The organism is Rhodopseudomonas palustris, from assembly GCF_003031265.1.
Taxonomy (GTDB): domain Bacteria; phylum Pseudomonadota; class Alphaproteobacteria; order Rhizobiales; family Xanthobacteraceae; genus Rhodopseudomonas; species Rhodopseudomonas palustris_H.
In genome coordinates, this window is record NZ_CP019966.1 from 3,958,170 (window position 1) to 3,984,476 (window position 26,307).

The 26,307-nt window shown below is 65.1% G+C and carries 27 protein-coding genes; 12 read left to right on the forward strand and 15 right to left on the reverse strand.

Translation table 11 applies throughout. The features are described 5' to 3' along the window. The first annotated feature begins 55 nt into the window (after nt 1–55). Nucleotides 56–1,759 carry a methyl-accepting chemotaxis protein gene (locus tag RPPS3_RS18440; protein ID WP_107345363.1) on the forward strand — a complete coding sequence of 568 codons (1,704 nt, stop codon included), beginning with the start codon at nt 56–58 and terminating at the stop codon, nt 1,757–1,759. A gap of 136 nt (nt 1,760–1,895) precedes the next feature. After that, nucleotides 1,896–2,438, forward strand: a complete 543-nt coding sequence (locus RPPS3_RS18445) for a hypothetical protein (protein ID WP_107345364.1) — start codon at nt 1,896–1,898, stop codon at nt 2,436–2,438. A gap of 53 nt (nt 2,439–2,491) precedes the next feature. On the opposite strand, the gene bfr is transcribed toward RPPS3_RS18445, so the two are convergent. Both bfr and RPPS3_RS24850 read right to left on the reverse strand, forming a co-directional pair. Further along, nucleotides 2,492–2,974, reverse strand: a complete 483-nt coding sequence (gene bfr / locus RPPS3_RS18450; RefSeq protein ID WP_012497027.1) for a bacterioferritin — start codon at nt 2,972–2,974, stop codon at nt 2,492–2,494. Nucleotides 2,975–3,096: 122 nt separating this feature from the next. Continuing rightward, nucleotides 3,097–3,594, reverse strand: a complete 498-nt coding sequence (locus RPPS3_RS24850; RefSeq protein WP_349626908.1) for a (2Fe-2S)-binding protein — start codon at nt 3,592–3,594, stop codon at nt 3,097–3,099. 103 nt (nt 3,595–3,697) lie between these two features. On the opposite strand from RPPS3_RS24850, the gene RPPS3_RS18460 reads away from it, so the two are divergent. Together RPPS3_RS18460 and RPPS3_RS18465 are read left to right on the forward strand one after the other, a co-directional pair. Then, entirely contained in the window at nt 3,698–4,057 is a 360-nt protein-coding gene (locus RPPS3_RS18460) for a hypothetical protein (protein ID WP_107345365.1), read from the forward strand. 221 nt (nt 4,058–4,278) lie between these two features. Beyond that, a complete protein-coding gene (locus RPPS3_RS18465) occupies nt 4,279–4,563 on the forward strand; it encodes a hypothetical protein (protein WP_011159141.1) in 285 nt (94 codons plus the stop codon). Between the two features lie 76 nt (nt 4,564–4,639). On the opposite strand, the gene RPPS3_RS18470 is transcribed toward RPPS3_RS18465, so the two are convergent. The 5 genes from RPPS3_RS18470 to ettA all read right to left on the reverse strand — a co-directional run bounded on the left by RPPS3_RS18470 (nt 4,640) and on the right by ettA (nt 9,912). Next, complete coding sequence (locus RPPS3_RS18470) at nt 4,640–5,878, reverse strand: lytic murein transglycosylase (RefSeq protein ID WP_199852152.1); 1,239 nt, start codon at nt 5,876–5,878, stop codon at nt 4,640–4,642. Beyond that, nucleotides 5,878–6,468, reverse strand: coding sequence for a TIGR00645 family protein (locus tag RPPS3_RS18475; protein WP_107345367.1), 591 nt, complete (start codon nt 6,466–6,468; stop codon nt 5,878–5,880). The genes RPPS3_RS18470 and RPPS3_RS18475 overlap by 1 nt, the downstream gene beginning before the upstream one ends. A gap of 174 nt (nt 6,469–6,642) precedes the next feature. Then, nucleotides 6,643–7,413 (reverse strand): trans-aconitate 2-methyltransferase, encoded by a 771-nt coding sequence (tam, locus tag RPPS3_RS18480; protein ID WP_107345368.1) that lies wholly within the window; start codon nt 7,411–7,413, stop codon nt 6,643–6,645. A gap of 93 nt (nt 7,414–7,506) precedes the next feature. Further along, nucleotides 7,507–8,214: a hypothetical protein gene (locus RPPS3_RS18485; protein WP_159060695.1), complete on the reverse strand. Its 708-nt coding sequence runs from the start codon at nt 8,212–8,214 to the stop codon at nt 7,507–7,509. Between the two features lie 48 nt (nt 8,215–8,262). Next, nucleotides 8,263–9,912 carry an energy-dependent translational throttle protein EttA gene (gene ettA / locus RPPS3_RS18490; protein ID WP_107345370.1) on the reverse strand — a complete coding sequence of 550 codons (1,650 nt, stop codon included), beginning with the start codon at nt 9,910–9,912 and terminating at the stop codon, nt 8,263–8,265. A gap of 240 nt (nt 9,913–10,152) precedes the next feature. Here ettA and RPPS3_RS18495 point away from each other — a divergent pair, with 240 nt between their 5' ends. Continuing rightward, complete coding sequence (locus RPPS3_RS18495) at nt 10,153–10,353, forward strand: hypothetical protein (RefSeq protein ID WP_011159149.1); 201 nt, start codon at nt 10,153–10,155, stop codon at nt 10,351–10,353. Between the two features lie 79 nt (nt 10,354–10,432). Here RPPS3_RS18495 and RPPS3_RS18500 read toward each other — a convergent pair whose 3' ends face one another. After that, entirely contained in the window at nt 10,433–11,698 is a 1,266-nt protein-coding gene (locus tag RPPS3_RS18500; protein WP_107345371.1) for a L,D-transpeptidase family protein, read from the reverse strand. Nucleotides 11,699–12,120: 422 nt separating this feature from the next. On the opposite strand from RPPS3_RS18500, the gene RPPS3_RS18505 reads away from it, so the two are divergent. Beyond that, nucleotides 12,121–13,113, forward strand: coding sequence for a hypothetical protein (locus tag RPPS3_RS18505; protein WP_107345372.1), 993 nt, complete (start codon nt 12,121–12,123; stop codon nt 13,111–13,113). A 12-nt stretch (nt 13,114–13,125) separates the two neighbouring features. Here the strand turns inward: RPPS3_RS18505 and sseA are convergent, their stop codons facing one another. The 3 genes from sseA to RPPS3_RS18525 all read right to left on the reverse strand — a co-directional run bounded on the left by sseA (nt 13,126) and on the right by RPPS3_RS18525 (nt 15,923). Next, nucleotides 13,126–13,986, reverse strand: coding sequence for a 3-mercaptopyruvate sulfurtransferase (gene sseA, locus RPPS3_RS18510; protein ID WP_107345373.1), 861 nt, complete (start codon nt 13,984–13,986; stop codon nt 13,126–13,128). 196 nt (nt 13,987–14,182) lie between these two features. Continuing rightward, on the reverse strand, nt 14,183–14,599 hold the full coding sequence (locus tag RPPS3_RS18520) for a rhodanese-like domain-containing protein (RefSeq protein ID WP_107345374.1): 417 nt from the start codon (nt 14,597–14,599) through the stop codon (nt 14,183–14,185). 148 nt (nt 14,600–14,747) lie between these two features. Further along, nucleotides 14,748–15,923 (reverse strand): vWA domain-containing protein, encoded by a 1,176-nt coding sequence (locus tag RPPS3_RS18525; protein WP_107345375.1) that lies wholly within the window; start codon nt 15,921–15,923, stop codon nt 14,748–14,750. A 169-nt stretch (nt 15,924–16,092) separates the two neighbouring features. Between RPPS3_RS18525 and RPPS3_RS18530 the strand changes: the two genes are divergently transcribed. From RPPS3_RS18530 to RPPS3_RS18555, 6 genes are all read left to right on the forward strand, one after another. Then, nucleotides 16,093–18,027, forward strand: a complete 1,935-nt coding sequence (locus RPPS3_RS18530) for a diguanylate cyclase (protein ID WP_107346677.1) — start codon at nt 16,093–16,095, stop codon at nt 18,025–18,027. Between the two features lie 154 nt (nt 18,028–18,181). Beyond that, on the forward strand, nt 18,182–18,436 hold the full coding sequence (locus RPPS3_RS18535; RefSeq protein ID WP_013501497.1) for a GlsB/YeaQ/YmgE family stress response membrane protein: 255 nt from the start codon (nt 18,182–18,184) through the stop codon (nt 18,434–18,436). A gap of 115 nt (nt 18,437–18,551) precedes the next feature. Further along, nucleotides 18,552–19,394 carry an AAA family ATPase gene (locus RPPS3_RS18540; RefSeq protein WP_107345376.1) on the forward strand — a complete coding sequence of 281 codons (843 nt, stop codon included), beginning with the start codon at nt 18,552–18,554 and terminating at the stop codon, nt 19,392–19,394. A gap of 1,313 nt (nt 19,395–20,707) precedes the next feature. Next, nucleotides 20,708–21,751: an aromatic ring-hydroxylating dioxygenase subunit alpha gene (locus tag RPPS3_RS18545; RefSeq protein WP_107345377.1), complete on the forward strand. Its 1,044-nt coding sequence runs from the start codon at nt 20,708–20,710 to the stop codon at nt 21,749–21,751. Between the two features lie 3 nt (nt 21,752–21,754). Beyond that, nucleotides 21,755–22,510, forward strand: coding sequence for a GntR family transcriptional regulator (locus RPPS3_RS18550; RefSeq protein ID WP_107345378.1), 756 nt, complete (start codon nt 21,755–21,757; stop codon nt 22,508–22,510). A gap of 31 nt (nt 22,511–22,541) precedes the next feature. After that, complete coding sequence (locus RPPS3_RS18555) at nt 22,542–23,531, forward strand: PDR/VanB family oxidoreductase (RefSeq protein WP_107345379.1); 990 nt, start codon at nt 22,542–22,544, stop codon at nt 23,529–23,531. Between the two features lie 123 nt (nt 23,532–23,654). Here RPPS3_RS18555 and RPPS3_RS18565 read toward each other — a convergent pair whose 3' ends face one another. The 4 genes from RPPS3_RS18565 to RPPS3_RS18580 all read right to left on the reverse strand — a co-directional run bounded on the left by RPPS3_RS18565 (nt 23,655) and on the right by RPPS3_RS18580 (nt 26,306). Continuing rightward, nucleotides 23,655–23,939, reverse strand: coding sequence for a hypothetical protein (locus RPPS3_RS18565; protein WP_107345380.1), 285 nt, complete (start codon nt 23,937–23,939; stop codon nt 23,655–23,657). Nucleotides 23,940–24,079: 140 nt separating this feature from the next. Beyond that, entirely contained in the window at nt 24,080–24,676 is a 597-nt protein-coding gene (locus RPPS3_RS18570) for a GNAT family N-acetyltransferase (protein ID WP_107345381.1), read from the reverse strand. Nucleotides 24,677–24,839: 163 nt separating this feature from the next. After that, nucleotides 24,840–25,769: an SMP-30/gluconolactonase/LRE family protein gene (locus RPPS3_RS18575; protein ID WP_107345382.1), complete on the reverse strand. Its 930-nt coding sequence runs from the start codon at nt 25,767–25,769 to the stop codon at nt 24,840–24,842. A 150-nt stretch (nt 25,770–25,919) separates the two neighbouring features. Continuing rightward, entirely contained in the window at nt 25,920–26,306 is a 387-nt protein-coding gene (locus RPPS3_RS18580) for a hypothetical protein (protein ID WP_107346678.1), read from the reverse strand. Nucleotide 26,307: the final 1 nt, after the last annotated feature.

Below are 26,307 nucleotides of genomic sequence, written 5' to 3' on the forward strand. Positions count from 1 at the left end.
GATTTCAGCGCGGCCCAAAAGAAGGCGAACCGCCCCCAACGCGAAGGTTCTCGACATGAGACTGAACAGTATCGGAATGAAGCTCGGCCTCGCGAGCTTGACCAGTATCGCGCTGTCGCTCGGTATGGCGGCCAATCAGTTGACCACTGAGCGGTCGATCAACGCCGTCAACGCTCGCGCCGATGCGCAGCAGATGGTCGCCGATCACGGTCTCGAAGCCAACGTCGCACTGCGCCGGATGCAGCTTGCCGCAGCCGAGCTCCGCCTCGCCTCGACGCCGGCGCAGGTCGACAGCGCCCTCACCGGGCTGCACGACGCGCGGGAAACGATCGATCGTGGGATCAGCACCGCGGTGGCGCAGATCGCAGACGGCGCCGACAAGGAACGCCTGCGCTCGATCGGCGCGCTGACGACGCAGTACGATGGCGCGATGACCGAAGTCGGCAAGCTGGCCAAATCCGGCCAGTCAGGCGGCGCCAGCGATGCCGACAAGGCCAAGCGCGATCAGCTCATCAGCCAGGCCCACTCGGTCGCGACGCAGGCGCTCGGTCTGATGGGCGAAGCGGTGGAGCGCGCCGAGAAGGCCGCCAAGGCGACCAAGACCCAGGCCGCGGACGAGTTGTCCAGCGCCAACCGGATCAACTTCGCCCTCGGCATGGTGGTGATGATCTCGCTGGTGATCTCGATGGTGTTCACCTTCTTCGGCATCTCGCGGCCGCTGATGCGGCTGAACGGGGCGCTGGACAAGATGGCAGGCGGCCAGCTCGACGTCGAAATTCCCGGCGCCGCGCGCGGCGACGAGATCGGCGATATGGCCAAGACCGTGGTGGTGATCCGCGAGAATGCCGATCATCGCGCCCGCGAAGAGGCCGAGCAGAAGGCGCATCAGGACGAAGTGGCGGCACAGCAGCGCAAGCAGGAAATGCAGAAGCTCGCCGACGCCTTCGAGGGCGCTGTCGGCCGCATCGTCGAAGCGGTGTCGAGCGCATCGACCGAACTGGAGGCCTCCGCCAGCAAGATGGCGCACACCGCCGAGGAAGCCGAGAAGCTCACCGCCGCCGTCGCCGGCGCCTCGGAGATCGCCACCAGCAATGTGCAGTCGGTCGCCTCGGCCACCGAGGAAATGGCATCCTCGATCCACGAGATCAGCCGTCAGGTGCAGGACTCCTCGCGGATCGCCAGCTCGGCCGTGCAGCAGGCCAACAAGACCAACGACCGCATCAATCAGCTCGCCACGGCGGCGCAGCGGATCGGCGACGTGGTCGACCTGATCAACACCATCGCCGGCCAGACCAACCTGCTCGCTCTCAATGCCACCATCGAGGCGGCCCGCGCCGGTGAAGCCGGCCGCGGCTTCGCGGTGGTCGCGGCGGAAGTGAAGGCGCTCGCCGAGCAGACCGCGAAGGCGACCGACGAAATCAGCCAGCAGATTTCCGGCATGCAGGCCGCGACCGAAGAGTCGGTGTCGGCGATCAAGGAGATCGGCACCACCATCGGCCAGATGTCGGAAATCTCGTCCGCCATCGCCTCGGCGGTCGAGCAGCAGGGCTCGGCGACCCAGGAGATCTCGCGGAACGTGCAGCAGGCGGCCCAGGGCACGATGCAGGTCAGCGCCAACATCGCCGACGTCGAGCGCGGCGCGGCCGAGACCGGGATGTCGTCGTCGCAGGTGCTGGCAGCGGCGCGGTCGCTATCGACCGACAGCGCGCAGCTCAAGACCGAGGTGGCGCGCTTCCTCAGCTCGGTGCGCGCGGCGTAATCCGCTTCTCGCCGACCACTTAGCCTGAAGGCCCGGCTTCACCCGAAGCCGGGCCTTCGCATTTCGACCTTTCGCGTCGCGCTTGCGTTACGCACGCTTAAGTTGCAGATTAACGCTGCGGCCGGGGGAGGTTGCAGTGCGTGTTGCGAGTTGCGTCATCGCCGTCGTGTTGGCCGGATGCGTCAGCGACGGCTCGCTGAAATCCGGCAGTTGGCGGATCGATCAGCGGCCAGACCTCATCACCGGCGCGCCTGTCGCCGGCGCCATCACCCTGACCAACCGGGCGTCGAACAGTACCGATCCGCTGCTGGTCTCGCTGGCGACGCTCCAGCTCACCTGCTTCGAGAAGCGGCCGATCGTGAAGGTCGGTTTCGGCTTCAAGATCGGCAGCGACCGTAACACCAGCCTGGGGTATCGGTTCGACGACAAGCCGGGGCGCGATGCGGTGGAGTCGCGGGTGCTGCTGGGGCATCAGGTGATCGTCGTCGAAGAGCCCGCGGCGCTGCAGCAGTTCATCGCCGACCTGCGCGAGTCGACCCAGCTTGTTGTGCGGATCAGGTCATTGAACGCCGGCACCAGCACGGCTCTGTTCAAGGTCGACGGCTCGGAGCCGGCAATCGAGGCAGCCTATCGGGACTGCCCGCTGTCGCCGGCGCAACAGCCGCGCCGGACGACGTGAGCCCCGCGCGGTCGTCGGCCGAACCGGCCGACGGAGTGCGCGGCACGAACCGATCAGTCGTGATCGAGTTCGCCGATGTGGTGCTGCTGATACAGCTCGACGCCGATCCGGTTCACCAGATCGAGCTGGGTCTCGAGGAAATCGATGTGATGTTCCTCGTCCTTCATCAGCTGCTCGAACAGGTCGCGCGACACGTAGTCCTTGACGCTGTGGCAGTAGGTTGCCGCTTCCTGATACAGCGCGCGCGCGTCGATCTCGGCCTGCAGGTCGGCGTTCAGCACTTCCTTGACGTTCTGGCCGATCCGCAGCGGATCGAGCACCTGCATGTTCGGGAAGCCGTCGAGGAAGATGATGCGATCGGTGAGCTTGTCGGCGTGGACCATCTCTTCGATGGATTCCTTGCGCCAGGTCTTGGCGAGATCCTTCAGACCCCAATTGTCGAGCAGGCGATAGTGCAGCCAGTACTGATTGATGGCCGTCAGTTCGCTGCGCAGACCGCGGTTGAGATATTCGATGACCTTGGCATCGCCCTTCATGTGAATCCGTCACTCCTGCAATCGGCGGCCAGGGCTGGCCGCTTTAGAATTAGAATAATTCTAGATCATAACGCGGGTGAGATGCAATCCCGGCTCACCCGATCAACAGCCCATCAAAACACTTAGGAGCCGGCGCGACGCTCTGCCGCGCCGCACAGCGCTTCGTTCATGATGTTCTTGATGGTGTGCATGCAGCGGCCGCACTTTCGGCTGCAGCCGAGGCAGCGGTGAACCTCACCGGGGTTCCGCGCGGGACCACCTTCGCTGTGCATAGTGGCCCGCACATCGTGGTCGCTCAGGACGTTGCAAGAACAAACGATCATCGGTCTCGATCCAGCAGTAACAAGCTTTTGGATAGTGAGATGCACTCGCAGACGCAAAAGGAAAACGTGCAACTTCAAGCTATTCCAATCTGCAACTGGCCGTTTGATTTTGCTCAATCGAGATCGCGCGTCCCCAACTTGCACGCCCCTTACAACGGGGAAAACGGGACATCCCGCGCTGACCTGAAACCTGCACGACGGCGCACAGACGTCCGGGAAGCCACGCTCCCTCGCCGCGCATCCAACGGCACGATCGCCCGCGCGGAACCGACCATGGCAGCACTGCGGCGGCGGCATTCATGGATCGTTCAATCGAATGGTGAAAGGTTCCGGGTGCTGGACCATGGCGGGGTCGCGCCCGCGGCCCATCGGGTCCGGTGCTCGTTCGAGAGGTGATGCCATGAGAAAGTCGATGATGGCGTTGGCCGCGGCCGCTGCGATGGCCGTGACGGCCGTCGGGTCCACCGCGCCCGCCCAGGCGCATGACGGCTTCGGCGCCGGAATCGCCGCCGGTCTGATCGGCGGTGCGCTCATCGGCGGCGCGCTGTCCTCGCCGTATTACGGCCCGGGCGGCTACTATTACGGCGGCGGCTATGGCTACGGCCCGCGCTACTACAGCTATGGCCCGCGCTATTACGGCTACGCGCCGGCCCCGGCCTATGTCGCGTCGCCCGGCTATTACGGCGGCTGCTACTGGCAGCGGCAGCGGTTCTGGGACGGCTACGGCTGGCGAATCCGCCGGATCCGAGTCTGCGACTGACGGTGAACCTTTCACCGCCGCGTCCGACCAACCAACAGCCTGAACGCCCGGATTCCGGGCGTCGACGGTATCGCCCGAAAAACACCGTTTTTGCGCGACACTGATCCGCCAGCCGATACGCGACAATTGACGACATTGCGCTTTTTTGATGCTGTGCCGTCGGGGACTACCGGTTCGTTCAACAGCGCCGGGCGCGGCGCGATCTCAGGAGAGCCTCTCAAATGAAGAAGACTGTCACCGTCCTGCTTGCGGCCGCGACCATCGCCGGTTCGCTGGTCGGCGTCGCCCCGGCCGCGAAGGCCGATGGCGGCCGGATCGCCGCCGGCGTTGCGGGTGGCCTGATCGGCGGCGCCCTGCTGGGTGGCGCGATCGCCGCCAGCCGCCCCGCCTATGCCGCCCCTGCCCCGGTTTATGTCGAAGAGCCGGACTGCCACTGGGTCCGCGAGCGCTTCTGGGACGACTACGCTGGCGTGTGGCGTTCGCGCCGCGTCCGCGTTTGCGATTGATCCTGTCGCGGCGCACAGCCTGCGCCCGTCTGAATGCTGAACCCGGCCGCGCAATCGGCCGGGTTTTTGTTTGCCCTCAGCGCGCCGCCTGGATCGAGCGCAGCACCGCCTCGCTCGGCCAGCAATCGACCTGCAGTCCGGCGCGCTTCTGGTAGGCGCCGAGCGCCGCACGGGTCAGCATCCCGGCCTTGCCATCGATCTTGTCGCGATAGATCCCGAGCCGCTCCAATCCGCGCTGCATCGCCTCGACGTCGGTGGTGCGCAGCTGCTTGGTGGCCGACCACGGGGTGGCGAACGGGCGCGGATCGGTCATCCGGTCGGCGAGATGGCCGACGAACAGCACATACAGATCCGAAAAATTGTATTCCTTGATGACGAAGTAGTTCTTCGTGGTCAGGAACGCCGGACCGTAAATGCCTTCGGGCTGCAGCAATGACGCCGGCTGCTCGCGCTCGGTCGCGCTCAGACGATCCGGCCGGGCGAGCGTGAAGCCTTCACGCAGCCATTGCCCGATCGGCTTGGTGACTTCCGGCACGCCTTCGGTGCAGTCGACGCGCGCCGGCGCCTTGACCTCGTAGACCCAGCGCAGTCCGCTCTGCCAGCCCTTGTTGACGAGCTGCTGTGCAGCCGACGCCAGCGCGTCCGGCACCGAATGCCAGATATCGACGCGTCCATCGCCGTCGAAGTCGACGCCGTGCTTGTAGTACTCGGACGGTAGAAACTGGGTCAGGCCGGTGGCGCCGGCCCAGGACGAACGCATCCCCTGCCGCGTCACTGCGCCCTCGCCGATGATCTTCATCGCCAGGATGAATTCTGTTCGATACTGGTCCTTGCGGCGGCCGACATAGGCCTGCGTCGCCATCACCCGCACCGCGTCGTAGGGCAGCTTGTAACGGCCGTAGTCGGTCTCGCGGCCCCAGATCGCCAGCACCACCGTGGCGGGCACGCCGAACTTGCGCTCGATTGCATCCAGTGTCGGACGATAGCGCTGCATCAGCGTGCGGCCATGCGCGGCCAGGCTCTCGATCCGCGCTTCCTTCAGATAGTCCGCCGGGACCTGGACGAATTCGGCCTGACGCGGCGCGCCGGTCTTCGGCCGGCCGGGCAGGATCAGGTCGGGCAGCTTGTAGTCCGGCTCGAGCCCGGCGGTGACGGCGTCGAACGTCGCGCGCGACACACCGGCTTCGCGCGCCTCGGGCCACAGCTCGGCGAGGAAGCGATCGAAGCCGGCGTCTGCGGCCCGCGCCGGCGCGACGCCGAACGTCAGCCATGCGGCTGCGACGACGGCACCTGCCAGCGCGGCCAGGCGGCGCATCAATGATGCCCCTTGGCCTTCTCTTCTTCGGTCGCCAGATTCGAAATCCGGTCGACCCAGGCGATGCCGATCGCCGACAGGATGAACACGGTGTGGATGATGGTTTGCCACATCACACCGGTCTCCGTGTAGCCGCTCACCTTGCCGACCGCGCCGAGGTTGCCGGCTTCGATGAAGGTGCGCAGCAGATGGATCGACGAGATGCCGATGATCGCCATCGCCAGCTTTATCTTCAGCACGCTGGCATTGACGTGGCTGAGCCACTCCGGCTCGTCGGGGTGCCCGCGCAGGTTGAGCCGCGACACGAACGTCTCGTAGCCGCCGACGATCACCATCACCAGCAGGTTCGAGATCATCACCACGTCGATCAGCCCCAGCACCGCGAGCATGATCTGCTGCTCGCTGAAGTCGAAGGAGTGCTGGAACAGATGCCACAGCTCCTTCAGGAACAGAATGACGTAGATGCCCTGCGCGACGATCAGGCCGACATACAGCGGCAATTGCAGCCAGCGCGAACCGAAGATCAGCATGGGGATCGGCCGCAGCCCCAGTCCTTTCGGCGGCAGCGGCGTCTCGGGTGTCATCGACATGTAGGAAAGCTCCGAACAGCTGAATTGGGCGAACAGTCACTTGGGAACTCCCTCCGATTCTGTCGAGACGCAGAGGAGCGGCGTTTAACCGCAGTTCGTGGCAGCGAACGGAACGGAACGGCAGCATAACACCACGCGCCTGCGTGGAGCCGCCATGACGCTGCCTCTCGGCAGTTACTTCACCGCGACGATGAAGATCCGCGGAAATCGCAGCAGCACCTTGCCGTCGGCCTGCGCCGGATAGGCCGCGGCGATCCGCGCCGTATAGGCCGCCAGATAGGTCTTACGTTCCGGCAGCTCGAGCGGATCGATGAACGGCCGCAGCCCGGTGCCCTTGACCCACTCGACGATCGCTTCGGGGCCGTCGAGCGCGTGGTTGTAAACCGTGTGCCAGATCTCCAGCCGGCTGCACAACGGCTTCAGCGCATCGTAGTACACGCTCGGCTTCGGCAGCGTGTCGCGCAGTTCGACGGCCTTGGAGAGCTGATGCCGCCACGGCTCCTGCAGCGCCACCTCACGCATCATGATGTGCGACGGCTCATCGAGATTGTCCGGCATCTGCACCGCGAGCACGCCGCCGCTGTCGAGAGCCGACAACAGCCGCTTGAGCTGCTTGAGATGGTCGGGCACCCATTGGAACACCGCGTTGGCGAACAGCACGTCGGTGCCAGCCGGCGGCGCCCAATGCGCGACATTGGCCTCGATGAACTTGTGTTGCGGCAGCCGCTCGCGGGCCTGGCGCAGCATGTCGGCGGAGGTGTCGACGCCGATCACCGACGCCTCGGACCAGCGCTCGACCAGCAGCGCGGTGGAGTTGCCCGGCCCGCAGCCGATGTCAGCGACCTTGCGCGGCGCCGTGGTCGGCACCTGTGCCAACAGATCCCGCGCCGGACGGGTCCGCTCGTCTTCGAATTTCAGATATTGCTCGGCATTCCAGTCAGCCATCCAGCGTCCCTTGCGCCCCCGAGTCTGCGAGGGAAAAGCTATTGATCCTGCTGGATTTTGCAATCCCCAGGCGGTTCGTCGCGCGGCCGATGCTCAGACCGCGGGTCTCTCCATCCGGCGCGAAGCCACACCCCACCACGTCGCCAGCCCGAGCAAAGCCACGCACAACAGCGGCGTGCTCCACGGCACCCAGCCGCTCGCGATCAGCAGCGGCACAAACGCCGCAGGCGGCGCTTCATCATCCGGCAAGTTAGCCACGATCGAGGCCATCCAGCTCGCGATGCCGACCACGAATCCAAATTCCAGAACAACAATGATGGCGATCCCGAGCGCGGCAGCGCCGAGCCATCGCTGCACGGGCCGCAAGGGAAGTAGGATAGGATGAGCCAAAGCCATCGCGGCGATCAGTCCGAAGGCCGTGATCAGATAAATCGGCACGGTACCGCTCGGCCAGCCGATCGAACTGCCGAACGGCGTCGGCGCATCGCCGGCCACGAAAAATGGAAAGTCGAGCAGGATCAGCAGCGGAACGAGCAGGCCGAGCAAGCGCGGCAGACCGAGCATGGCGACGCGCTGCAAGCAAGGGAAGACCAGCGCCAGAGCGAACAGCAGATACAGAAACGACCCGACGATCGTGCCGGTGGTCAGCCGGATCGCTTCCGCCAGTGAGACGTCAACATTGCCGGCGAAGCGATCGAGTGTGTAGAGCACCAGAGGCACACCGAACATCAAGAGCAAAAACACCGCCACGCGCCAACTGGCGCGCCATGCGAAGTTTCCGCCTGATAGTCCGGAGGCCATTGATGCCCTCCGCCGCCTGATGAAGCCGGGTGTCCCGGCGCCGCTGAATTACCGCGTCAGCTTCTTATACTTGGCGCGGTGCGGGATGATGGCATCCTGACCCAGCCGGCGCATCTTGTCCTTTTCGTAGTCCTGGAAGTTACCTTCGAACCACTCGACGTGGCTGTCGTCTTCGAACGCCAGAATGTGCGTCGCGATACGGTCGAGGAACCAGCGGTCGTGACTGATGATCACGGCGCAGCCGGCGAAATCCTCCAGCGCCTCTTCGAGCGCGCGCAGCGTGTCGACGTCGAGGTCGTTGGTCGGTTCGTCGAGCAGCAGCACGTTGGCGCCCGACTTCAGCATCTTGGCGAGGTGGACGCGGTTGCGTTCACCGCCCGACAGCGAGCCGACCTTCTTCTGCTGGTCGCCGCCCTTGAAGTTGAAGGCCGAGCAGTAGCCGCGCGAATTGACTTCCTTCTTGCCGAGCAGGATCAGCTCGTTGCCGTCCGAGATTTCCTCCCAGACGGTCTTCTTCGGATCGAGCGCGTCACGCGACTGATCGACATAGCCGAGCCGCACCGTCTCGCCGACCGTGATGGTGCCGGAATCCGGCTTCTCCTGCCCGGTGATCATCCGGAACAGCGTGGTCTTGCCGGCGCCGTTCGGGCCGATCACGCCGACGATGCCGCCCGGCGGCAGCTTGAAGGTGAGATCGTCGATCAGCAGCCGATCGCCGAAGCCCTTGGTGAGGTGCTCGAAATCGACCACGTTGTTGCCGAGCCGCTCCGCCACCGGAATGATGATCTGCGCGGTCTGGGTCTGCTTCTCCGAGGCCTTGGCGAGCAGTTCCTCGTAGCGCTGATAGCGCGCCTTGGATTTGGCCTGCCGGGCCTTGGGCGACGACGCAATCCACTCCTGCTCGCGCTCGAGGGTCTTCTGATGGGCCGCATCCTCGCGGCCTTCCTGCAGCAGCCGCTTCTGCTTCTGAACCAGCCAGGACGAGTAGTTGCCCTCGTAGGGAATGCCGCGGCCGCGATCGAGCTCGAGGATCCAGCTCGTGACGTTGTCGAGGAAGTAGCGATCGTGGGTGACGATCAGGATGGCGCCCGGATAGTTGCGCAGATGGCTTTCCAGCCACGACACGCTCTCGGCGTCGAGATGGTTGGTCGGTTCGTCGAGCAGCAGCAGGTCGGGCTGATCGAGCAGCAGCTTGCACAGCGCGACGCGGCGACGCTCACCGCCCGACAACTTGGAGACGTCGGCGTCATCCGGCGGGCAGCGCAGCGCGTCCATCGCCTGATCGACCTTGCTGTCGAGATCCCACAGCCCTGCGGACTCGATCTGGTCCTGCAGCGCCGTCATCTCGTCGGCGGTCTCCTCGGAGTAGTTCATCGCCAGCTCGTTATAGCGATCGAGGATCGCCTTCTGCTTGGCGACGCCGAGCATGACGTTTTCACGAACCGAGAGTGCCGGATCGAGCTTCGGCTCCTGTTCGAGGTAGCCGACGCGGGCGCCTTCGGCGACCCAGGCTTCACCGGTATATTCCTTGTCGATCCCCGCCATGATCTTCAGCAGGGTCGATTTACCGGCGCCGTTGACGCCGAGAACGCCGATCTTGGCGTCCGGGTAGAACGACAGATGAACGTTATCCAGCACCTTGCGGGTCGGATAGGCCTTGGTCAGACCCTGCATGAAATAGACGAACTGGCGAGCCATCGTGGTCCTTGAACGCGGTGCGTGCGGGGAAAATCGGTTGCCGCTGATGTAACGGTGCGGCCCGCAAAGGGCAACCCGAGGACGCGCGACGTTAAGAGGCGATTAAGCCTGTTCTCGTGCGTTTCCGAGGCACGAACGATTCGAAGACAATTTTAACGACCTCGTCCAACACTCGTCTCCTCACAGCGGCGACGGATACGCTGCCGGGTCGGCGCGGCGCCGACCCTTGGGGCGATCAGCATGGCGAGCCTCACCACGACCACCGAAGTGCATCACGACGAGCAGGCCGGCCCGGACACCAGCCTGCTGAGCGAAATCCGGCTGTTCTGGCGGCAGTTCTTCGTCCAGGCGTTCAATCCCTACCGGCCGGAGATGTACTACATGCGCGGCCCCGGCCCGGCTTGGCACGCCAAGCACGGCCACAAGCCGACGCGGCACTAAGTCTCGAACCATCATCGCAAAAGCAAAACGCCCGCCGGCGAACCACCGGCGGGCGTTTCAAATCTGGAATCGGTCGCGCTTAGCGGATCGTGACCGGTGCCGGCAGCGGCGCTACCGACGTCGGCTGCGCACCCGGCAGCGGCGCCGGCGGCAACGCCGGGGACTGCGCACCCGGCGCCATGGCGGGCTGCGCCTGAGCAGTTGCGGTGTTCTTCGGCGGCGAGCCCGGCAGCACCACCACGCGGGTACCGACCTTGGCGCGCTCGAACAGATCGCTGACGTCGTCGTTCAGCATGCCGATGCAGCCGGAGGACACGAACTTGCCGATCGTCGACGGCTGGTTGGTGCCGTGGATGCGGTACACGGTGGAGCCGAGATACATTGCGCGGGCGCCCATCGGGTTGCCCGGACCGCCGGCCATGAAGCGCGGCAGATAGGGTTGGCGCTCGATCATTTCCGCCGGCGGATGCCAATCCGGCCACTCCGCCTTGCGGGTGATCTTCTGCACGCCGTTCCAGGTGAAACCGTCGCGACCGACGCGGACGCCGTAGCGGATCGCGCGCCCGTTGCCGAGCACATAATAGAGATGAGTGTTAGCGGTATCGACCACGATGGTGCCGGCCGGCTCCTTGGTGGCGAAGTCGACCTCCTGCCGGCGCAGATTGGGCGGCAGTTGCACGGTCTGATCGACGTCCGGCTGTTCTTCCGGCGGCAACGCCGAGACCTGCATCGGCCGGCCATCGGCGCCGGGCTGAGCCGACGGCGCTCCGCCGCCAACACCAGCCGGCGGACGCACGCCACCGTCGCCACGATCGGAATAGATCACCGACGGCGGGCCCATTGGACGGCCGTAGCGAGGATCATCCGGCGACATCACCGGTCCCTGCGGCGCGGCGCCCGGGGCCGCATTCGAATAGCTCGTGGCGCCGGTCGGGCGGCCGTAACGCGGATCGTCGGGCGACATCACGGGCCCCTGCGGGCCGGCGGCCGGTGCTGCGTTGGAATAGGTCGGGGCGCCCATCGGGCGGCCATAGCGCGGATCGTCAGGCGACAGCACCGGGCCTTGCGGGGCGGCATTGGAATAGGTCGGCGCGGCCGAACCGCCGTAGCGCGGGTCGCCTGGCGAGGTCACCGGGCCGGGCGGCGGCAGCGTTGCGGACTGGCGCGCGGTGGGCGCATCCTCATCGTCGATGCTGTCGAAATTCGGCAGGCCGGGACGGTCCTCGCCGGCTTGCCCGATATAAGCGCCGGGGGTCGAGGGATAGCTCTGCGCGAGCGCGGCGGAGGTTCCCGCGGCGACCACGGCAGCGGACGCCAGCAACGTCAGTAAGCGCTTGTTCATCATAACCCGTTTGTAAGTCGGAGCGGCAACCGGACCGTTAACGGGGCCGGAAATGCCGGAGGATCACGGCGCATTCAAGACGAGGCCGGCACAATCACGCGAATTTTGGCGATATTTGCCGCCCGCGAAGGGTTTGCAGCCCGAGAGGGCCTTTAGAGACTACCGCGTGCGGCTGCCCAAACCATCTCGGCGCACGCGCTGCGCGACTGAGACCGTCCGCCAGCAACCTTCGGCCGCATCAGGCGGCAATCGAGTCGCTGAGTCGTTTCGCGGCGCGTGATGCGACTCGTTTTGCGCTATTCTCAGATGGCTTGATTCGCGGCTGGTTTTGAGTGCGCCGCGAACCGATGTCGTAGTGGTCGCCGCGTTGGTGTGGGTCATAAGTGTCGTCGCGATCCGATGTGCGACGACGGAATACATCCGAAATGCTTCCCGGTTTCCGGTTTCTGTTCGCGGCGATGACGCTTGCGGTCTCATTGTTGGTGTTCGGTCTCGGTGCCGCCGCCCTGCTCCGGGCTGCGCACGAGCAATTCGTGAACGTCCACACGGTGCGTCCGCCGGCGATCACGCTGCTGGCGCGGGCACCCGAGGCTCCGACGCCGAGCCTGAGCATGCTCCGGGTCGATCCGCCGGCACCCACCGCTGAACCGCCTGCCGCAGTTGCAAACCAAAGCCCGAGTGCAATCGATCCGGCCGCGGCAGACGTCGCATCTCTCGGCAACGAAGCTGCGAAACCCGACGCCAAAGCCCCCGAGCCGGCGCAGACCGCCGCGCTGCAGCCCGCTGCGGCCGACACCCCCGCCGCCGCGCCGGCAGCACAGCCGCCGCAAGCTGAACAGACGCCGGCCGCCCCGGACCCGGCGCCGCAAGCCAATTCGCCCCAGCCGCAGCAGCAGGCCGCCACGCCTGACGCTGTGGCTCCGGCGGCGCCGCCAGCCACCACGACTGCGACGACTTCGGCCGACGCGCCAAAGCCCGACGACAAGCCGCAGGCCGGAGCTGAGAAACCCGCCACTCCGGCTGCACCAGCGCAAACTGCCGCTACCGAGACGTCGGCGCCCGCGGCACCGGCCGCTCCGGCAGCGACCGAACCTGCCGCCGAGGCGCTGCCGGAAGTTGCCCCGCTGTCCGGTCCGATCCCGACGCCGCGCCGCGACCCGCGCGACAGGACCAAGACCGCCGCCAACACCACCGCTGCGCCCAACGCGGCCACGCCTGCGGCCCCTGCCGCAGACAATCCGACCACAGATGTCACTGGATCAATCGGCGAAACCCTGCCGCCGCCAGACGCGACGCCGCTGCCGGTGGCGCGCCCGAAGCCGGTGGTCCGGCGTCCGCTGAAGAAGCGGCGTCAGGTGGCGCGGCGGCGCACGCCGCGCGCCGAGCAGCCGCAGCCGGGATCGGGTACCGGTCTGTAAGAAAAGCTGCGGTTACGCCGCTGGACCGGTTGCGACCGGCGGACCGTCCTGAAGGCCCCACTCCGACCACGAGCCGTCGTACAGCGCCGAGCCGCGCACGCCGAGCCGATACAGCGCCAGCGTCAGCACCGCCGCCGAAACGCCGGAGCCGCAGCTCGTGACCACCGGCCGGCCGAGATCGAGCCCGGCCCGCTCGAACGCCTGCCGCAGATCGGCCAGCGGCTTCATCGTTCCGGTCGCGGCGTCGAACAGCTCGTTGTAGGGCAGATTGCGGCTGCCCGGGATGTGACCGGCGCGCAGGCCGGGACGCGGCTCGGCGACGCTGCCCTCGAATCGCGGCGCAGCCCGGGCGTCGATCACCTGCTCGGCCCCGCTGTCGAGATTGGCAACGAGCTGATCGCGGCTGCGGATGAACGACGGATCGAGCTTGGCGCTGAACCGGCCCGGCGTAATCGTCGGCTTGCCCGCCTCGGTCGGCCGGCCCTCGGCCACCCATTTCTTCAGCCCGCCGTCGAGGATCCGAATGTCGGCATGGCCGAACGACAGAAACATCCACCACGCCCGCGGCGCCGCGACCCAGCCGCCTGCATCGTAAGCAACCACTGTGTCGCCCGACGAGATGCCGAGCGCTTCGACATCGCGCGCGAACTGATCGGCGCTCGGATACATATGCGGCAGCGAACTGCTGTGATCCGATACCGCATCGACGTCGAAGAACACCGCACCCGGAATGTGCGCGGCGAGATGATCGTCCGCCGGCAACGGCAGCACGCCGGGCATCTTGAAGCTGGCGTCGATGATCTTGACGGTCGGATTGCCGAGCCGCGCAGCGAGCCAATCAGTGGAGACCAAGGGATCGGTGTGAGTGGTCATGGGATGGCCTCGGAGAGGTCGAAGGAAATCAAGCCCACCCCGTCATTGCGAGGAGCGCAGCGACGAAGCAATCCAGCTCAGTGCACGAAGCTGGATTGCTTCGCTTCGCTCGCAATGACGAAGAAAGCAAGCGACACGCGGGTCAAGCCCGCGTGTGACGATGCGACAGCGGAGATCGACTCCCAATGCGCCGCGCTCACTTCTTCTTGGGCGCCCAGGCTTCGATCGGACCGCCGGCATCGCGCCAGGCGCCGAAACCACCCTCGATATGCGCCACCGGCTTCAAGCCCATGTCCTGCGCGGTCTTGGCGGCCAGCGCCGAGCGCAAGCCACCGGCGCAATAGAACACGAACTTCTTGTCTTCCTGGAAGATCGGCTTGGCGTACGGGCTCTGCGGATCGATCCAGAATTCCAGCATGCCGCGGGTGCAGGAGAACGAGCCCGGAATTTTGCCGTCGCGCTCGATCTCGCGCGGATCGCGGATGTCGACGATCACCACGTCGCTGGCGCCGGACTTGTGCAACGCGATCGCGTCCGCGGTCGTCAGCGTCTCGATCGACGAATTGGCCTCGTCGAGCATCGTCTTGATACCGCGGGTGATGGTCTGGGGCATGGTCGTTCCTTGTTTTCGTTTCTTATCAGTTTTGGTTGGTTATGCCGGGACGCGCGCAGCGCGAACCCGGCATCTCACTGTGTAGATCCGGGACATTCCGGGTTTGCGAGCTGTCGCTCGCGCCCCGGAATGAGGGCGCGATCTAATCCTAGCGCACCAGCTCGCGCATCGCGCCTTCGAGGCCCTCGATCGTGATCGGATACATCCGCTCGGAGAACAGGCGGCGGATGATGGTGGTGGATTCCGAATAGTCCCAGTGCCGCTGCGCCACCGGGTTCAGCCACACCGCGTGCGGATAGGTGCGCAGCACCCGCTCCAGCCAGACGTGACCGGCCTCTTCGTTGACGTGCTCGACCGAGCCGCCGGGCACCATGATCTCGTAAGGCGACATCGACGCGTCGCCGACGAACACCACTTTGTAGTCGTGCGGGAACTTGTGCAGCACGTCCCAGGTCGGGGTGCGGTCGGTGAACCGGCGCTTGTTCTGCTTCCACACGCCTTCGTACAGGCAGTTGTGGAAGTAAAAATATTCCATGTGCTTGAATTCGCTCTTGGCCGCCGAGAACAACTCCTCGACCTGAGCGACGTGGCTGTCCATCGAGCCGCCGATATCGAAGAACACCAGCACCTTCACCGCATTGCGGCGCTCGGGGCGCATGTGCACGTCGAGATAGCCGTGATTGGCGGTCTCGCGAATCGTGGTGTCGAGATCGAGTTCGTCCGGCGCGCCGGTGCGGGCGAATTTTCGCAGACGGCGCAGCGCCACCTTGATGTTGCGGATGCCGAGTTCGACGTTGCCGTCGAGATCCTTGAACTCGCGCTTGTCCCAGACCTTCACGGCGCGCTGATGCCGGCTTTTCTCCTGGCCGATCCGCACGCCTTCGGGATTGTAGCCCTGCGCGCCGAACGGCGAGGTGCCGGCGGTGCCGATCCACTTGTTGCCGCCCTGGTGGCGCTTCTTCTGCTCCTCGAGGCGCTTCTTCAGCGTTTCCATGAGCTTGTCCCAGCCCATCGCCTCGATCTGTTTCTTCTCCTCCTCGCTGAGATATTTCTCCGCGAGCTTCTTCAGCCATTCGGCCGGGATCTCCGCCTTCTCCATCGCGTCGAGCAGGTTTTCCAGGCCCTTGAAGGTGGCGCCGAACACCCGGTCGAATTTGTCGAGATTGCGCTCGTCCTTCACCAGCGCGGCGCGCGACAGGTAGTAAAAATTCTCAACGCTCTGATCGGCGAGGTCGGCGTCGAGCGCCTCCATCAGCGTCAGATATTCGCGGAGCGTGACCGGAACCTGGGCGTCGCGCAGCGACGTGAAGAATTGCAGGAACATGAACGACAGATTGCCCGACCCTGCAGCCCCGTCAAGACAGAATACCTCCGTTGCGACTGTTGAAAACTCGTCCCGATGCGCCCGATAGGCGCAAATCCGAGCAATGGAATTATGACTCAGTAAAGCATCCGGGGTGCAAGCACAGGCGCCTTACGAATGGCCTTTGTCGATGTCCCCTCGCCCTCTCCTGTCCCGAAGCTGGATCGGCCGCGTCTCCACCGCGACGCTGGTCGTCGCGATATTCGTGATCGCGCTCAGCGCCAGCGTGCTCGGGCTGGTGGTGTGGAAGGGCTACGACTCCCGCAAGATTGCGCTGGCGCAGAATGAAACCGAGATACGGAATTTAGCGCACTCGCTCGCCGAGCACGCCACCCACACCTTTCAGGGCGCCGACGTGGTGCTCGACGACATCGTCTCGTTCCTAAAGTGGCGGCCGAATCCGGGCGACGCCTTCAACGAGCGGCTGCGCGCCCTCGTCGACAACCTGCCGCAACTCACCGACGTCGCGATCACCGATGCCGCCGGCAACATCAAATACGCCTCCGTCACGCCGGTGCCGCAGCTCAACAATGCCGATCGCAGCTACTTCCGCTACCACCTCGATCATGACGACAACCAGCTGCTGATCACAGGTCCGATTCAGTCCCGTACCTCGGGCTACTCGATCTTCGCCGTCAGCCGCCGGCTGGAGACCGAGCACGGCCGTTTTGCCGGTGTGGTGGTGGCGACCATCGCGGGCGATTACTTCCGCGATTTCTACAAGTCCATCGATCTCGGCATCGGCGGCAGCATCAGCCTGCTGCACAGCGACGGACGACTGCTGATCCAGTGGCCGTCACTGCAGAGTGGCCGCGACATGTCGAATTCCGTGCTGTTCCAGAAGGCGCTCCCCCACAGTCCCGACGGCTTCTATCTCACGGTCTCGCCGTTCGATGGCCTGTCCAAATATCTCGCCTACCGGCAGATCACCCGCTATCCGCTGGTGGTGACGGTGGCGCGCACCGAAGAGGCGGTACTGGCGGGATGGCGCGAGGCGGTGCGTTCCGACGCCGCGGTCGCAACTGCGATGCTGGCCTGCGTCGTGCTACTCGCGGCAGGCCTTGCGGCGCAACTGCGCACCCGCCAGGAAGTGCAGAACCTGCTGCGCGAACGCGACGCGCATTATCGGCTGATCGACGCCAACATGGGCGACGTCATCGTGCTGAGCGACGAGGTCGGCATCCTGCGGTTCGTATCGATGTCGGTCGAGACCGTCCTCGGCCTGAAGCCCGATCAGCTGGTCGGCCGGTACTGGACCGTGTTGGTGCACCCTGACGATGTGCCGTTAGTCGAGGCGGTCGGCGCCCGGCTGCCGGATACGCCGGCCGGATTGTGCGTCGAGTTCCGGATGCGCTGTCCCGAGGGGCGGCTGGTCTGGCTCGAAGCCAATTTCGCCTATACCCGGAACGAGGACGGCCCCACCGATTGCATCGTCAGCACCTTGCGGGACGTCACGCGGCGCAAGGCGATCGAAAAAGAAGTCGAAGACCTCAATACCCGTCTGGCGGAATTGGCGCGGACGGACGGCCTCACTGGTCTTCCCAACCGCCGATCGCTCGACGGCTTCGTCGGCCGTGTCATCACGTCGGCGCCGACGTTGTCGGTGCTGATGATCGACGTCGACGACTTCAAAGGCTTCAACGATCATTTCGGCCACCAGGGCGGCGACGACGCGCTGCGGCAGCTCGGCCATCTGTTCGCCGGCCTGGTCGCAGGGGTGCACGGCTTCGCGGCACGTTACGGCGGCGAGGAATTCACCATCGTGCTGCCGGGCACCGATGCGGCCGCTGCGAGGGACTTCGCCGAGACCCTGCAGGCCGCAGTGCGCGCGCTCGCGATCCGGAATCCAGCGTCGGCCCGCGGCTGCGTCACGGTGAGCGTCGGTATCGCCTGCGGCGCCGCCCCGTGCGACTCCACCGTGCTGCTGCGCGACGCCGATATCGCGCTGTATGAAGCCAAGCGGCGCGGCCGCGACTGCTGCGTCACCGCGGCTGCCGCCTTCGTCGAGGACGCCGCACCGCTGCAACCGGATCATGACTCGGCCAACGCCGACGCGACCTCGTAGCGCGGCCACCAGCGATCACTACAATCAGCGCGCGCAGTCCGCCGCTTGCCGCAGCCTGCAAAATCGGTAGCCTGTCCCGCAGGATGCGCGCTAAAGTCGCGCCTGTTGCCGGTGCATAGCGCCGGCAGCGAGACGAACAAGGACGAGGAGCGCAATGGGGATCGATTCCATTCTGGTCTGGCTTCTGGTGGGCGCGGTCGCTGGCTGGCTCGCCGGGCTGATTGTTCGCGGCGGCGGATTCGGACTGGTCGGCAATGTCGTGATCGGCATCGTCGGCGCCGTGGTCGCGGGCTGGCTGCTGCCGTTCCTCGGCGTCAATCTCGGCGTCGGAATTTTCCGCGCGATCATCAATTCCGCAATCGGCGCCGTGATCGTGCTAGTGCTGCTGGCGATGATCCGCAGAGCCTGATACCGACACCGCCTGTCAGCGGTCGCTGCCTGCGGCCGCTCCCTCTCCTCCAACCACCACCAATCAACAAACAACAACAACGGCGCGCGCGCCGGATCAGACGAGGCTGAAACGCATGAAGTTCACCGGCACCAAGGACTATGTGGCGACCGACGACCTCAAGGTCGCCGTCAATGCGGCGATCGTGCTTGAACGGCCGCTCCTGGTGAAGGGCGAGCCCGGCACCGGCAAGACGGTGCTGGCGGAGGAAGTATCCAAGGCGCTGAACGCGCCGCTGCTGACCTGGCACATCAAGTCGACCACCAAGGCGCAGCAGGGCCTGTATGAATACGATGCGGTGTCCCGCCTGCGCGACAGCCAGCTTGGCGACCCGCGCGTCTCCGACATCAAGAACTACATCAAGCGCGGCAAGCTGTGGGAGGCGTTCACCGCCGAGCACCGCCCGGTGCTGCTGATCGACGAGATCGACAAGGCCGACATCGAATTCCCGAACGACCTGTTGCTCGAACTCGACCGGATGGAATTCCATGTCTACGAGACCGGCGAAACCATCAAGGCCGCCAAGCGGCCGATCGTGGTGATCACCTCGAACAACGAAAAGGAATTGCCGGACGCCTTCCTGCGCCGCTGCTTCTTCCACTACATCAAGTTCCCGGACGCCGACACCATGCAGGCGATCGTCGACGTCCACTTCCCCGGCATCAAGCAGCGCCTGGTCGAAGAAGCGCTGAAGATCTTCTTCGAAGTGCGCGACGTCCCCGGCCTGAAGAAGAAGCCGTCGACCTCCGAACTGCTCGACTGGCTGAAGCTGCTGCTCAACGAAGAGATGAGCCCGGAGCAGCTCCGCGAGCGAGACCCGCGCAAGCTGATCCCGCCGCTGCACGGCGCGCTGCTCAAGAACGAGCAGGACGTGCATCTGTTCGAACGACTGGCGTTTTTGAGCCGGCGGGAAGTGTAAAGCCTCTCTCGTTCGTCATTCCGGGGCGCGCGTAGCGCGAGCCCGGAATCCCGAGATGGTCTGCGCGCGGCGGTCCCCCGGCAGGTCGCCCGCATGAGCGGAGCGATATGCGGGTGGCGGGCGGCCCACGTATCGCCATGCTCACGCGGACTACGACGCGCTAAGCCGGCGCGCGGTCTGAGGCGGCAGGCTCCAGATCGATACATCAGAATTTGCGTCATGGCCGGGCTTGTCCCGGCCATTTTCGTCAGGAAGTACTCGGCTTATTAAATGGTCCGCCGCACACGCCCTCGTGCCGTCTGCCGCACGGCTGGACCGGCTCGTCATATCAATCAGCTTAACAAGATCGGGCATTTCAATACGGCCTGCTCCGCTAGCCTCGCACATAATACTAGTCTTTGTTGTTCCGCGCTTCGAAATCCTCCTTAGTCGGCAGCGAATCAAAGGGCGGTTCGTAGCCCTGCGATTCGTATCTCGAGCGCGGTATTTCCCCGGCAGATGACGGGACTCCATAATCAACAAAAGCGTACTCAGCGTCACTTTCTGGAGTTTTGGTCCTGTAGAGCCCCTTGGCTGCCATATTAGGTTCCATTATTCTTAGAAATGCTCCCCTTAGCTGCTCGCTTGCACTGGAACGTCATCGTGACAAATGACAAGCCTACGAGCCTCAGAATGGGATTTGGGTACGGTCAAGCAAGAGCTGCCGGCCTTAAGGGCGTTCTGCAGCCAAGATCCCCACGACAAATCAACAAAATCACTCGATCTTCAAAAGTAGAACGCGCGGCTATCAGCGATCTCCGGATTGCTGCACAAGACCCCGATTGGAGACCTTACCTTGAACATCGAGCGGCACAAGGCTGTTCGGCCAATGCGATCGTCGATGAGCTTTATTGGATGGAACGATATTGCCGGATGAGACGGCGATTTTCGATCGCGTGGTGCCTCAAGCATCACTGGCGCAGCTGATCAGTTAAGCAGGTAGCCCGCGTGAGCGTCGCGACATGCGGGTCTCGGGCGGCCCGGCGTATCACCATGCTCACGCCGGCCTACGACGCGCTGAGCCGGCGCGCGGTCTGAGGCGGCAGGCTCAAGATCGATCCATCAGAATTTGCGTCATGGCCGGGCTTGTCCCGGCCATTTTCGTTTTCGGCTCAGTCCTTTACCGCCTTGCCAGCGCAGCCGAGCAACGCTCCTCGACCGACTCTATGTATACATCAGCCACCAATGCGCGGCCAATTTTGCAGCCTGTCCTTGTCATTCTACCTTTCCTGTATACAATCTGAACCCAATCAATAATGCACAGGGAGGCCACGATGCCCGCCTTTCCGCTCAACGCCTGGTATGCGGCGGCCTGGGACGCCGACATCAAGCACGCGCTGTTTCCCCGCACGATCTGCGGCAAGCATGTCGTGATGTATCGAAAGGCGGACGGCAGCGTCGCCGCGCTGGAAGACGCCTGTTGGCACCGTCTGGTGCCGCTATCGAAGGGCCGACTCGAGGGCGACACCGTGGTCTGCGGCTATCACGGGCTGAAGTTTAATCCGCAGGGCCGCTGCACCTACATGCCGTCGCAGGAGACGATCAATCCGTCGGCCTGCGTGCGCTCCTATCCGGTGGTCGAGCGGCATCGCTTCGTCTGGCTATGGATGGGCGATCCGACGATGGCCGATCCGGCGCTCGTCCCCGACATGCACTGGAACAACGATCCAGCCTGGGCCGGCGACGGCAAGACGATCTACGCCAAATGCGACTGGCGCCTCGTCGTCGACAATCTGATGGACCTCACCCACGAGACCTATGTGCATGGCTCGTCGATCGGCAACGAGGCGGTGGCCGAGGCGCCGTTCGATGTCACCCATGGCGACCGCACCGTTACCGTGACGCGCTGGATGCACGGCATCGAACCGCCGCCGTTCTGGGCCGCGCAGCTCGGCAAGCCGGGCCTGGTGGATCGCTGGCAGATCATCCGGTTCGAAGCGCCGGGCACGGTGACGATCGACGTCGGCGTGGCGCCGACCGGCACCGGCGCGCCGGAGGGCGATCGCTCGCAGGGCGTCAACGGCTTCGTGCTCAACACCATGACGCCCGAGACCGACACCACCTGCCACTACTTCTGGGCCTTCGTGCGCAACTACCGGCTCACCGAACAGCGGCTCACCACCGAGATCCGCGAGGGCGTCTCCGGCATCTTCCGCGAGGACGAGATCATCCTCGAAGCGCAGCAGCGCGCGATGCTCGAGAACCCCGATCGGGTGTTCTACAACCTGAACATCGACGCCGGCGCGATGTGGTCGCGCAAGCTGATCGACCGCATGGTCGCACAGGAGAACGCGCCGAAACTGCAGGCGGCGGAGTAAGCGATGAACGATAAGGCCGCCGACCGCTCGATGTCGCAGACCGTGCGCGCGCAGCTGGCACTGCGCGACATGGTGCTGTCCGGCCAGCTCCGCGCCGGCGAACGGATCTCGGAACTGCAGGCGGTCGACATCACCGGAGTGTCGCGCACGCCTGTGCGGATGGCGCTGGTCCGGCTGGAGGACGAAGGCCTGCTGCAGGCGATCCCGTCCGGCGGCTTCATGGTGAAAGCGTTCTCCGAGCGCGACATCCTCGACTCGATCGAACTGCGCGGCACCATGGAAGGCCTCGCCGCGCGGCTCGCCGCCGAGCGCGGCGCCAGCGTCCGGCAGCTCGAGCCGCTGAAGCAATGCCTCGGCGATATCGACGAACTGGTGCGGCAGGACCCGATCTCGGTCGACGCGTTCTCGGCCTATGTGGCGCTGAATGCGCGGTTTCACGCGCTGCTCAACGAGCTGTGCGGCTCGGCGCCGGTGATGCGGCAGATCGATCGCGTCGCCGCCCTGCCCTTCGCCTCGCCGAGTGCTTTCGTGATGGCGCAATCGGGGCTGCCGGAGGCACACCAGATCCTGCTGATTGCGCAGGATCACCACCGCGCCGTGATCGACGCGATCGAGAACCGCGAAGGCGCGCGCGCCGAAGCGGTGATGCGCGAACACGCCCGGCTCGCGGTGCGCAATTTGCGGCTGGCGCTGAGGAGCCGCACCCATCTCGACTTGCTGCCGGCGCTGACGCTGGTGACCCAGGCCGCCGACAGATAGTCAGCTTCCCCCTCATCGACAGGAGCCCGCGATGCGCTTCGCCGAACAGTGGACCAGCAGCACCGTTGTTTCGACTCGCGACCTGACGCCGTCGATCCGTGAGATCGTGCTTGAGCCTGACGTCGCAGTCACCACCTGCGCGCCCGGCAGCCATATCAACGTCGCGGTGCTGATCGACGGCCAGCCCGACAAGCGCAGCTACTCATTGGTCGGCGCGCCGGAGCAAGGACGCCTGCGGATCGCGGTGCGGCTCGCCGGTGACAGCCGCGGCGGATCGCAAGCGATGTGGGCACTCAAGCCGGGTCAGCGGATCGACATCACCCATCCGACCTCGCTGTTCGAAATCGATTGGAGCCGCAAGCACTACGCGCTGATCGCCGGCGGCATCGGTGTGACGCCGATGCTGGGGATCGCAGCGGCGCTTGCCCGGCGGGGCACTGCGCTGACGATGCACTACGCGGTGAAATCGCGCAGCGACGCCGCGCTCCACGACGAGCTGCGCAGCCTGCTGCGCGACCGGCTGCGGCTCTATGCCGGCGACGAAGGCGCCCGGCTCGACCTCGACGCCACTTTCCGCGCGCTTCCCGAGGGCGCGGTGGCGGTGCTGTGCGGCCCGCTGCGGATGCTGGAGGCGGCCCGCCACGCTTGGCATCAGGCTGGCCGCCCGGCGAGCGATCTGTGCTTCGAGACCTTCGGCTCCAGCGGCCGGCTGCCGACCAGCGAATTCCGCGTCCGCATCGCCGCCACCGGCAGCGAGATTGTGGTGCCGCACGACCGCTCGATGCTGGACGCGCTGAACGCTGCCGGGTTCGAGGTCATCTCCGATTGCGAACGTGGCGAATGCGGCGTCTGCGCCGTCGATGTCACCGCCGTCGACGGCGAGATCGACCACCGCGACGTGTTCTTCAGCGAGCATCAGAAGCACGACAGCGGCAAGATGTGCGCGTGCGTCTCCCGCGCCCGCGGCACGGTGACGATTGACACCTTGTACCGGCCGGATCAGTTGCCGGGGGCTGCGTAGCAGCGCATCTCTCGCGTCATTGCGAGGAGGCGAAGCCGACGAAGCAATCCAGGAGCCCCGTGCATGGAGCCCCTGGATTGCTTCGCCTTCGGCTCGCAATGACGAGAACCGCCAACCTGAGACTCAGCGCCAGCCTTCGTGGACGTCGATCGGCTGATCGCACACCCAATCCGGTCGCAGCATCACCTGGCAGCCTTTGTCGAACGGCAGCAGTCCGACGCGGCGCTGGTCCTGCATGATTTCGATCGACCAGGTCCGCGGCACTTCCGGATGCACCTGAACGAGCCGCTGGATCACCCCGGCGGCGAACAGCGTCGCATCGATATCGTCGGCGAGCGCCGCGCCGTCGTGGCCAGGGCCATCGACGCGGTTGATCGGATCGCGGACATGAAATCGATAGAACGGCATAGCAGTAGAATGGCGTCGGCGAAGGCCTCGCAAAATGACGCAGATCAAACGAGACCCATCGGGGGCGCTATTCTTTTGATCATCAGCCGATTAGCAAGCAGAATCTTGATAAAAATCAAGGGAACCCGCGCCCCGCGGGCTCAGCGGCCGGGCTTGTCGAACAGTTGATAGTTCAGATGCGCCTTCACGGTCGGCCATTCCGCGGCGACGATCGAATACACCACGGTATCACGTAGCGTTCCATTCGGTGCGATCTGGTGATTGCGCAGGATGCCGTCCTGCTTGGCGCCGAGCCGCTCGATCCCGCGCCGGGACTGATGGTTGAAGAAGTGTGTACGGAACTCGACCGCGATACAGTCCAGTTTCTCGAACGCATGTTGCAGCAGGAGCAACTTGCATTGCGTGTTGAGTCCGGTCCGCTGCACGCGGGACGCGTACCAGGTGGAACCGATCTCGACGCGGCGATTGCCGGCATCCACGTTCATGTAGGTTGTCATCCCGGCGATCTTGCCGGCCGCATCCTTGACCGTCCACGGCAGCATCGCGCCCTGCGCCTGCAACGCCAGCCGCCGCGCGATCTCCGCTTCCATCTTTTCCGGAGCGGGCACGAACGTGTACCAGAGCTTCCACAGCTCACCGTCCCGCACCGCCTCGGTCAGACCGTCGCAATGCGCCGGCTCCAGCGGCACCAAGGTCGCGTGCGGGCCGCTGAGAGTGATGGGTTCGAGCCAGGGCATGTCAGGTCCTCTTCAAGAAATGGCAGCGGTGCCTTTCATACGTCATTGCGAGGAGCGAAGCGACGAAGCAATCGAGCTTCGTGCGCAGCGCTGGATTGCTTCGCGGAGCCTGTCATCGGGCCGGCCGAAGGCCGGACCGATGGCTCGCAATGACGACGACTCGCTACTTGTTCAGAAAATTCAACGGCAGACCGGGCCGCGACCAATCCATCGCGATCAGTTCGCCCTTGCCGGACAGAGTGATGTAGGCGGTCTTCAGATCGGGGCCGCCGAACGCGATATTGGTGGTGACGCGGTCGCCGGTCGGCACCTGCTCGACCAGGGTGCCGTCCGGTGCGATCACCGAGATGCAACCGGACACCAGCGTGGCGACGCAGACGTTGCCGCCGGCCTCGACCGCCAGCGAATCGAACATCTGATAGCCGCCGAGCCCGCAGATCGGCTTGCCCTTCTCGCCGCGATAAATCACGTCGCGCGGCTTCACCTCGCCCGGCGCCGACAGATCGAACGCCCACAACCGTCCGGTCGGGGTTTCGGCCGCATACATCGTCGCCTCGTCGGGCGACAGGCCGATGCCGTTCAGCGGCAGCGTGCCGAACACCTGCTCGGTGATCTCGGTCATGCCGGGCTTGATGTAGTAGGCGGCGCCGACGTCCATGTCGCGGGCGCGGCGCTTGCCGAGATCAGTGAACCACAGGCCGCCATGCTGATCGAATACGAGATCGTTCGGCCCCTTCAGCGGGTGCTCGCCGCATTTGTCGAACAGAGTCTCGACTTGGCCGCTTTGCAGATCGACCCGCTGAATCGAGCCGCCGATATACTCGTGCGGCGCCGGCGCGCCGGGCATCATCGTGCCGCGCGATGGAAACCAGCCGAAGCCGCCGTTGTTGCAGATGTACATCTTGCCGTCAGGGCCGAGTGCGGCGCCGTTCGGCCCGCCCGGCACCTTGGCGACGACTTCCTTGCGCCCGTCCGGCCACACCCGCGTCAGTTGCTGGGCGCGGATCTCGACCAGCACCACCGAGCCGTCCGGCATCACCACCGGGCCTTCGGGAAACGCCAGATCGGTGGCGAGAATGCGGACGTTGGACATGGTTTTCTCCCGAGATGTTTGTTGTGCGCGGGAGATGAGACTCCCCCGCGCTTATTGTCTCGGGAACGAGTTGTAAGTCATGTCGTCGCGCCTTGCCAAGCAAGCGCGATATTCCATCAAGCGGCAGACGCCGGAGAAGACAGCGCGGAACTACTTCGCGTCGGTTTTCGGCGGCGTCGCGTCCTTCGGCGGCACTGCATCCTTGGACGGCGTCGCATCCTTGGCCGCCGCAGGCTCGGTTTTGGCCGGCTTCTGCGCGGCTTGTAGTTCGGCGAGTTGCTTCTGCAGCGCCGCTACCGCGGCACTCAGCGCGGCGATCTGCGCGCGGGCCGCATCGAGCTTCTGCTGCTGATCGAGCCGCGCCTTGTCGAGGCTCTTGTGCAGGAAGTCGACATTGCTCTGCAGGCAGCTGGTGCGCCGCTCCATGGTTTTCTCCACGGTGCAGATCTCGATGCCCAGCACGTCCTGGGCAGTCGCGGCCGGGCTCCACAGCAGCGGCGCCAGCAGCGCCAGCGCGATCATCGGTTTGCCGGCCATC

What these genes read in the sequence shown, in the direction of transcription:
- RPPS3_RS18440 (WP_107345363.1), top strand. Translation starts at nt 56, where the DNA reads ATGAGACTGAACAGTATCGGAATGAAGCTCGGCCTCGCGAGCTTGACC.
- bfr (WP_012497027.1), bottom strand. Translation starts at nt 2,974, where the DNA reads ATGAAGGGCGATGCCAAGGTCATCGAATATCTCAACCGCGGTCTGCGC.
- RPPS3_RS24850 (WP_349626908.1), bottom strand. Translation starts at nt 3,594, where the DNA reads ATGCCGCCGCCGCAGTGCTGCCATGGTCGGTTCCGCGCGGGCGATCGT.
- RPPS3_RS18460 (WP_107345365.1), top strand. Translation starts at nt 3,698, where the DNA reads ATGAGAAAGTCGATGATGGCGTTGGCCGCGGCCGCTGCGATGGCCGTG.
- RPPS3_RS18465 (WP_011159141.1), top strand. Translation starts at nt 4,279, where the DNA reads ATGAAGAAGACTGTCACCGTCCTGCTTGCGGCCGCGACCATCGCCGGT.
- RPPS3_RS18470 (WP_199852152.1), bottom strand. Translation starts at nt 5,878, where the DNA reads ATGCGCCGCCTGGCCGCGCTGGCAGGTGCCGTCGTCGCAGCCGCATGG.
- RPPS3_RS18475 (WP_107345367.1), bottom strand. Translation starts at nt 6,468, where the DNA reads ATGTCGATGACACCCGAGACGCCGCTGCCGCCGAAAGGACTGGGGCTG.
- tam (WP_107345368.1), bottom strand. Translation starts at nt 7,413, where the DNA reads ATGGCTGACTGGAATGCCGAGCAATATCTGAAATTCGAAGACGAGCGG.
- RPPS3_RS18485 (WP_159060695.1), bottom strand. Translation starts at nt 8,214, where the DNA reads ATGGCCTCCGGACTATCAGGCGGAAACTTCGCATGGCGCGCCAGTTGG.
- ettA (WP_107345370.1), bottom strand. Translation starts at nt 9,912, where the DNA reads ATGGCTCGCCAGTTCGTCTATTTCATGCAGGGTCTGACCAAGGCCTAT.
- RPPS3_RS18495 (WP_011159149.1), top strand. Translation starts at nt 10,153, where the DNA reads ATGGCGAGCCTCACCACGACCACCGAAGTGCATCACGACGAGCAGGCC.
- RPPS3_RS18500 (WP_107345371.1), bottom strand. Translation starts at nt 11,698, where the DNA reads ATGATGAACAAGCGCTTACTGACGTTGCTGGCGTCCGCTGCCGTGGTC.
- RPPS3_RS18505 (WP_107345372.1), top strand. Translation starts at nt 12,121, where the DNA reads ATGCTTCCCGGTTTCCGGTTTCTGTTCGCGGCGATGACGCTTGCGGTC.
- sseA (WP_107345373.1), bottom strand. Translation starts at nt 13,986, where the DNA reads ATGACCACTCACACCGATCCCTTGGTCTCCACTGATTGGCTCGCTGCG.
- RPPS3_RS18520 (WP_107345374.1), bottom strand. Translation starts at nt 14,599, where the DNA reads ATGCCCCAGACCATCACCCGCGGTATCAAGACGATGCTCGACGAGGCC.
- RPPS3_RS18525 (WP_107345375.1), bottom strand. Translation starts at nt 15,923, where the DNA reads ATGTTCCTGCAATTCTTCACGTCGCTGCGCGACGCCCAGGTTCCGGTC.
- RPPS3_RS18530 (WP_107346677.1), top strand. Translation starts at nt 16,093, where the DNA reads ATGTCCCCTCGCCCTCTCCTGTCCCGAAGCTGGATCGGCCGCGTCTCC.
- RPPS3_RS18535 (WP_013501497.1), top strand. Translation starts at nt 18,182, where the DNA reads ATGGGGATCGATTCCATTCTGGTCTGGCTTCTGGTGGGCGCGGTCGCT.
- RPPS3_RS18540 (WP_107345376.1), top strand. Translation starts at nt 18,552, where the DNA reads ATGAAGTTCACCGGCACCAAGGACTATGTGGCGACCGACGACCTCAAG.
- RPPS3_RS18545 (WP_107345377.1), top strand. Translation starts at nt 20,708, where the DNA reads ATGCCCGCCTTTCCGCTCAACGCCTGGTATGCGGCGGCCTGGGACGCC.
- RPPS3_RS18550 (WP_107345378.1), top strand. Translation starts at nt 21,755, where the DNA reads ATGAACGATAAGGCCGCCGACCGCTCGATGTCGCAGACCGTGCGCGCG.
- RPPS3_RS18555 (WP_107345379.1), top strand. Translation starts at nt 22,542, where the DNA reads ATGCGCTTCGCCGAACAGTGGACCAGCAGCACCGTTGTTTCGACTCGC.
- RPPS3_RS18565 (WP_107345380.1), bottom strand. Translation starts at nt 23,939, where the DNA reads ATGCCGTTCTATCGATTTCATGTCCGCGATCCGATCAACCGCGTCGAT.
- RPPS3_RS18570 (WP_107345381.1), bottom strand. Translation starts at nt 24,676, where the DNA reads ATGCCCTGGCTCGAACCCATCACTCTCAGCGGCCCGCACGCGACCTTG.
- RPPS3_RS18575 (WP_107345382.1), bottom strand. Translation starts at nt 25,769, where the DNA reads ATGTCCAACGTCCGCATTCTCGCCACCGATCTGGCGTTTCCCGAAGGC.
- RPPS3_RS18580 (WP_107346678.1), bottom strand. Translation starts at nt 26,306, where the DNA reads ATGGCCGGCAAACCGATGATCGCGCTGGCGCTGCTGGCGCCGCTGCTG.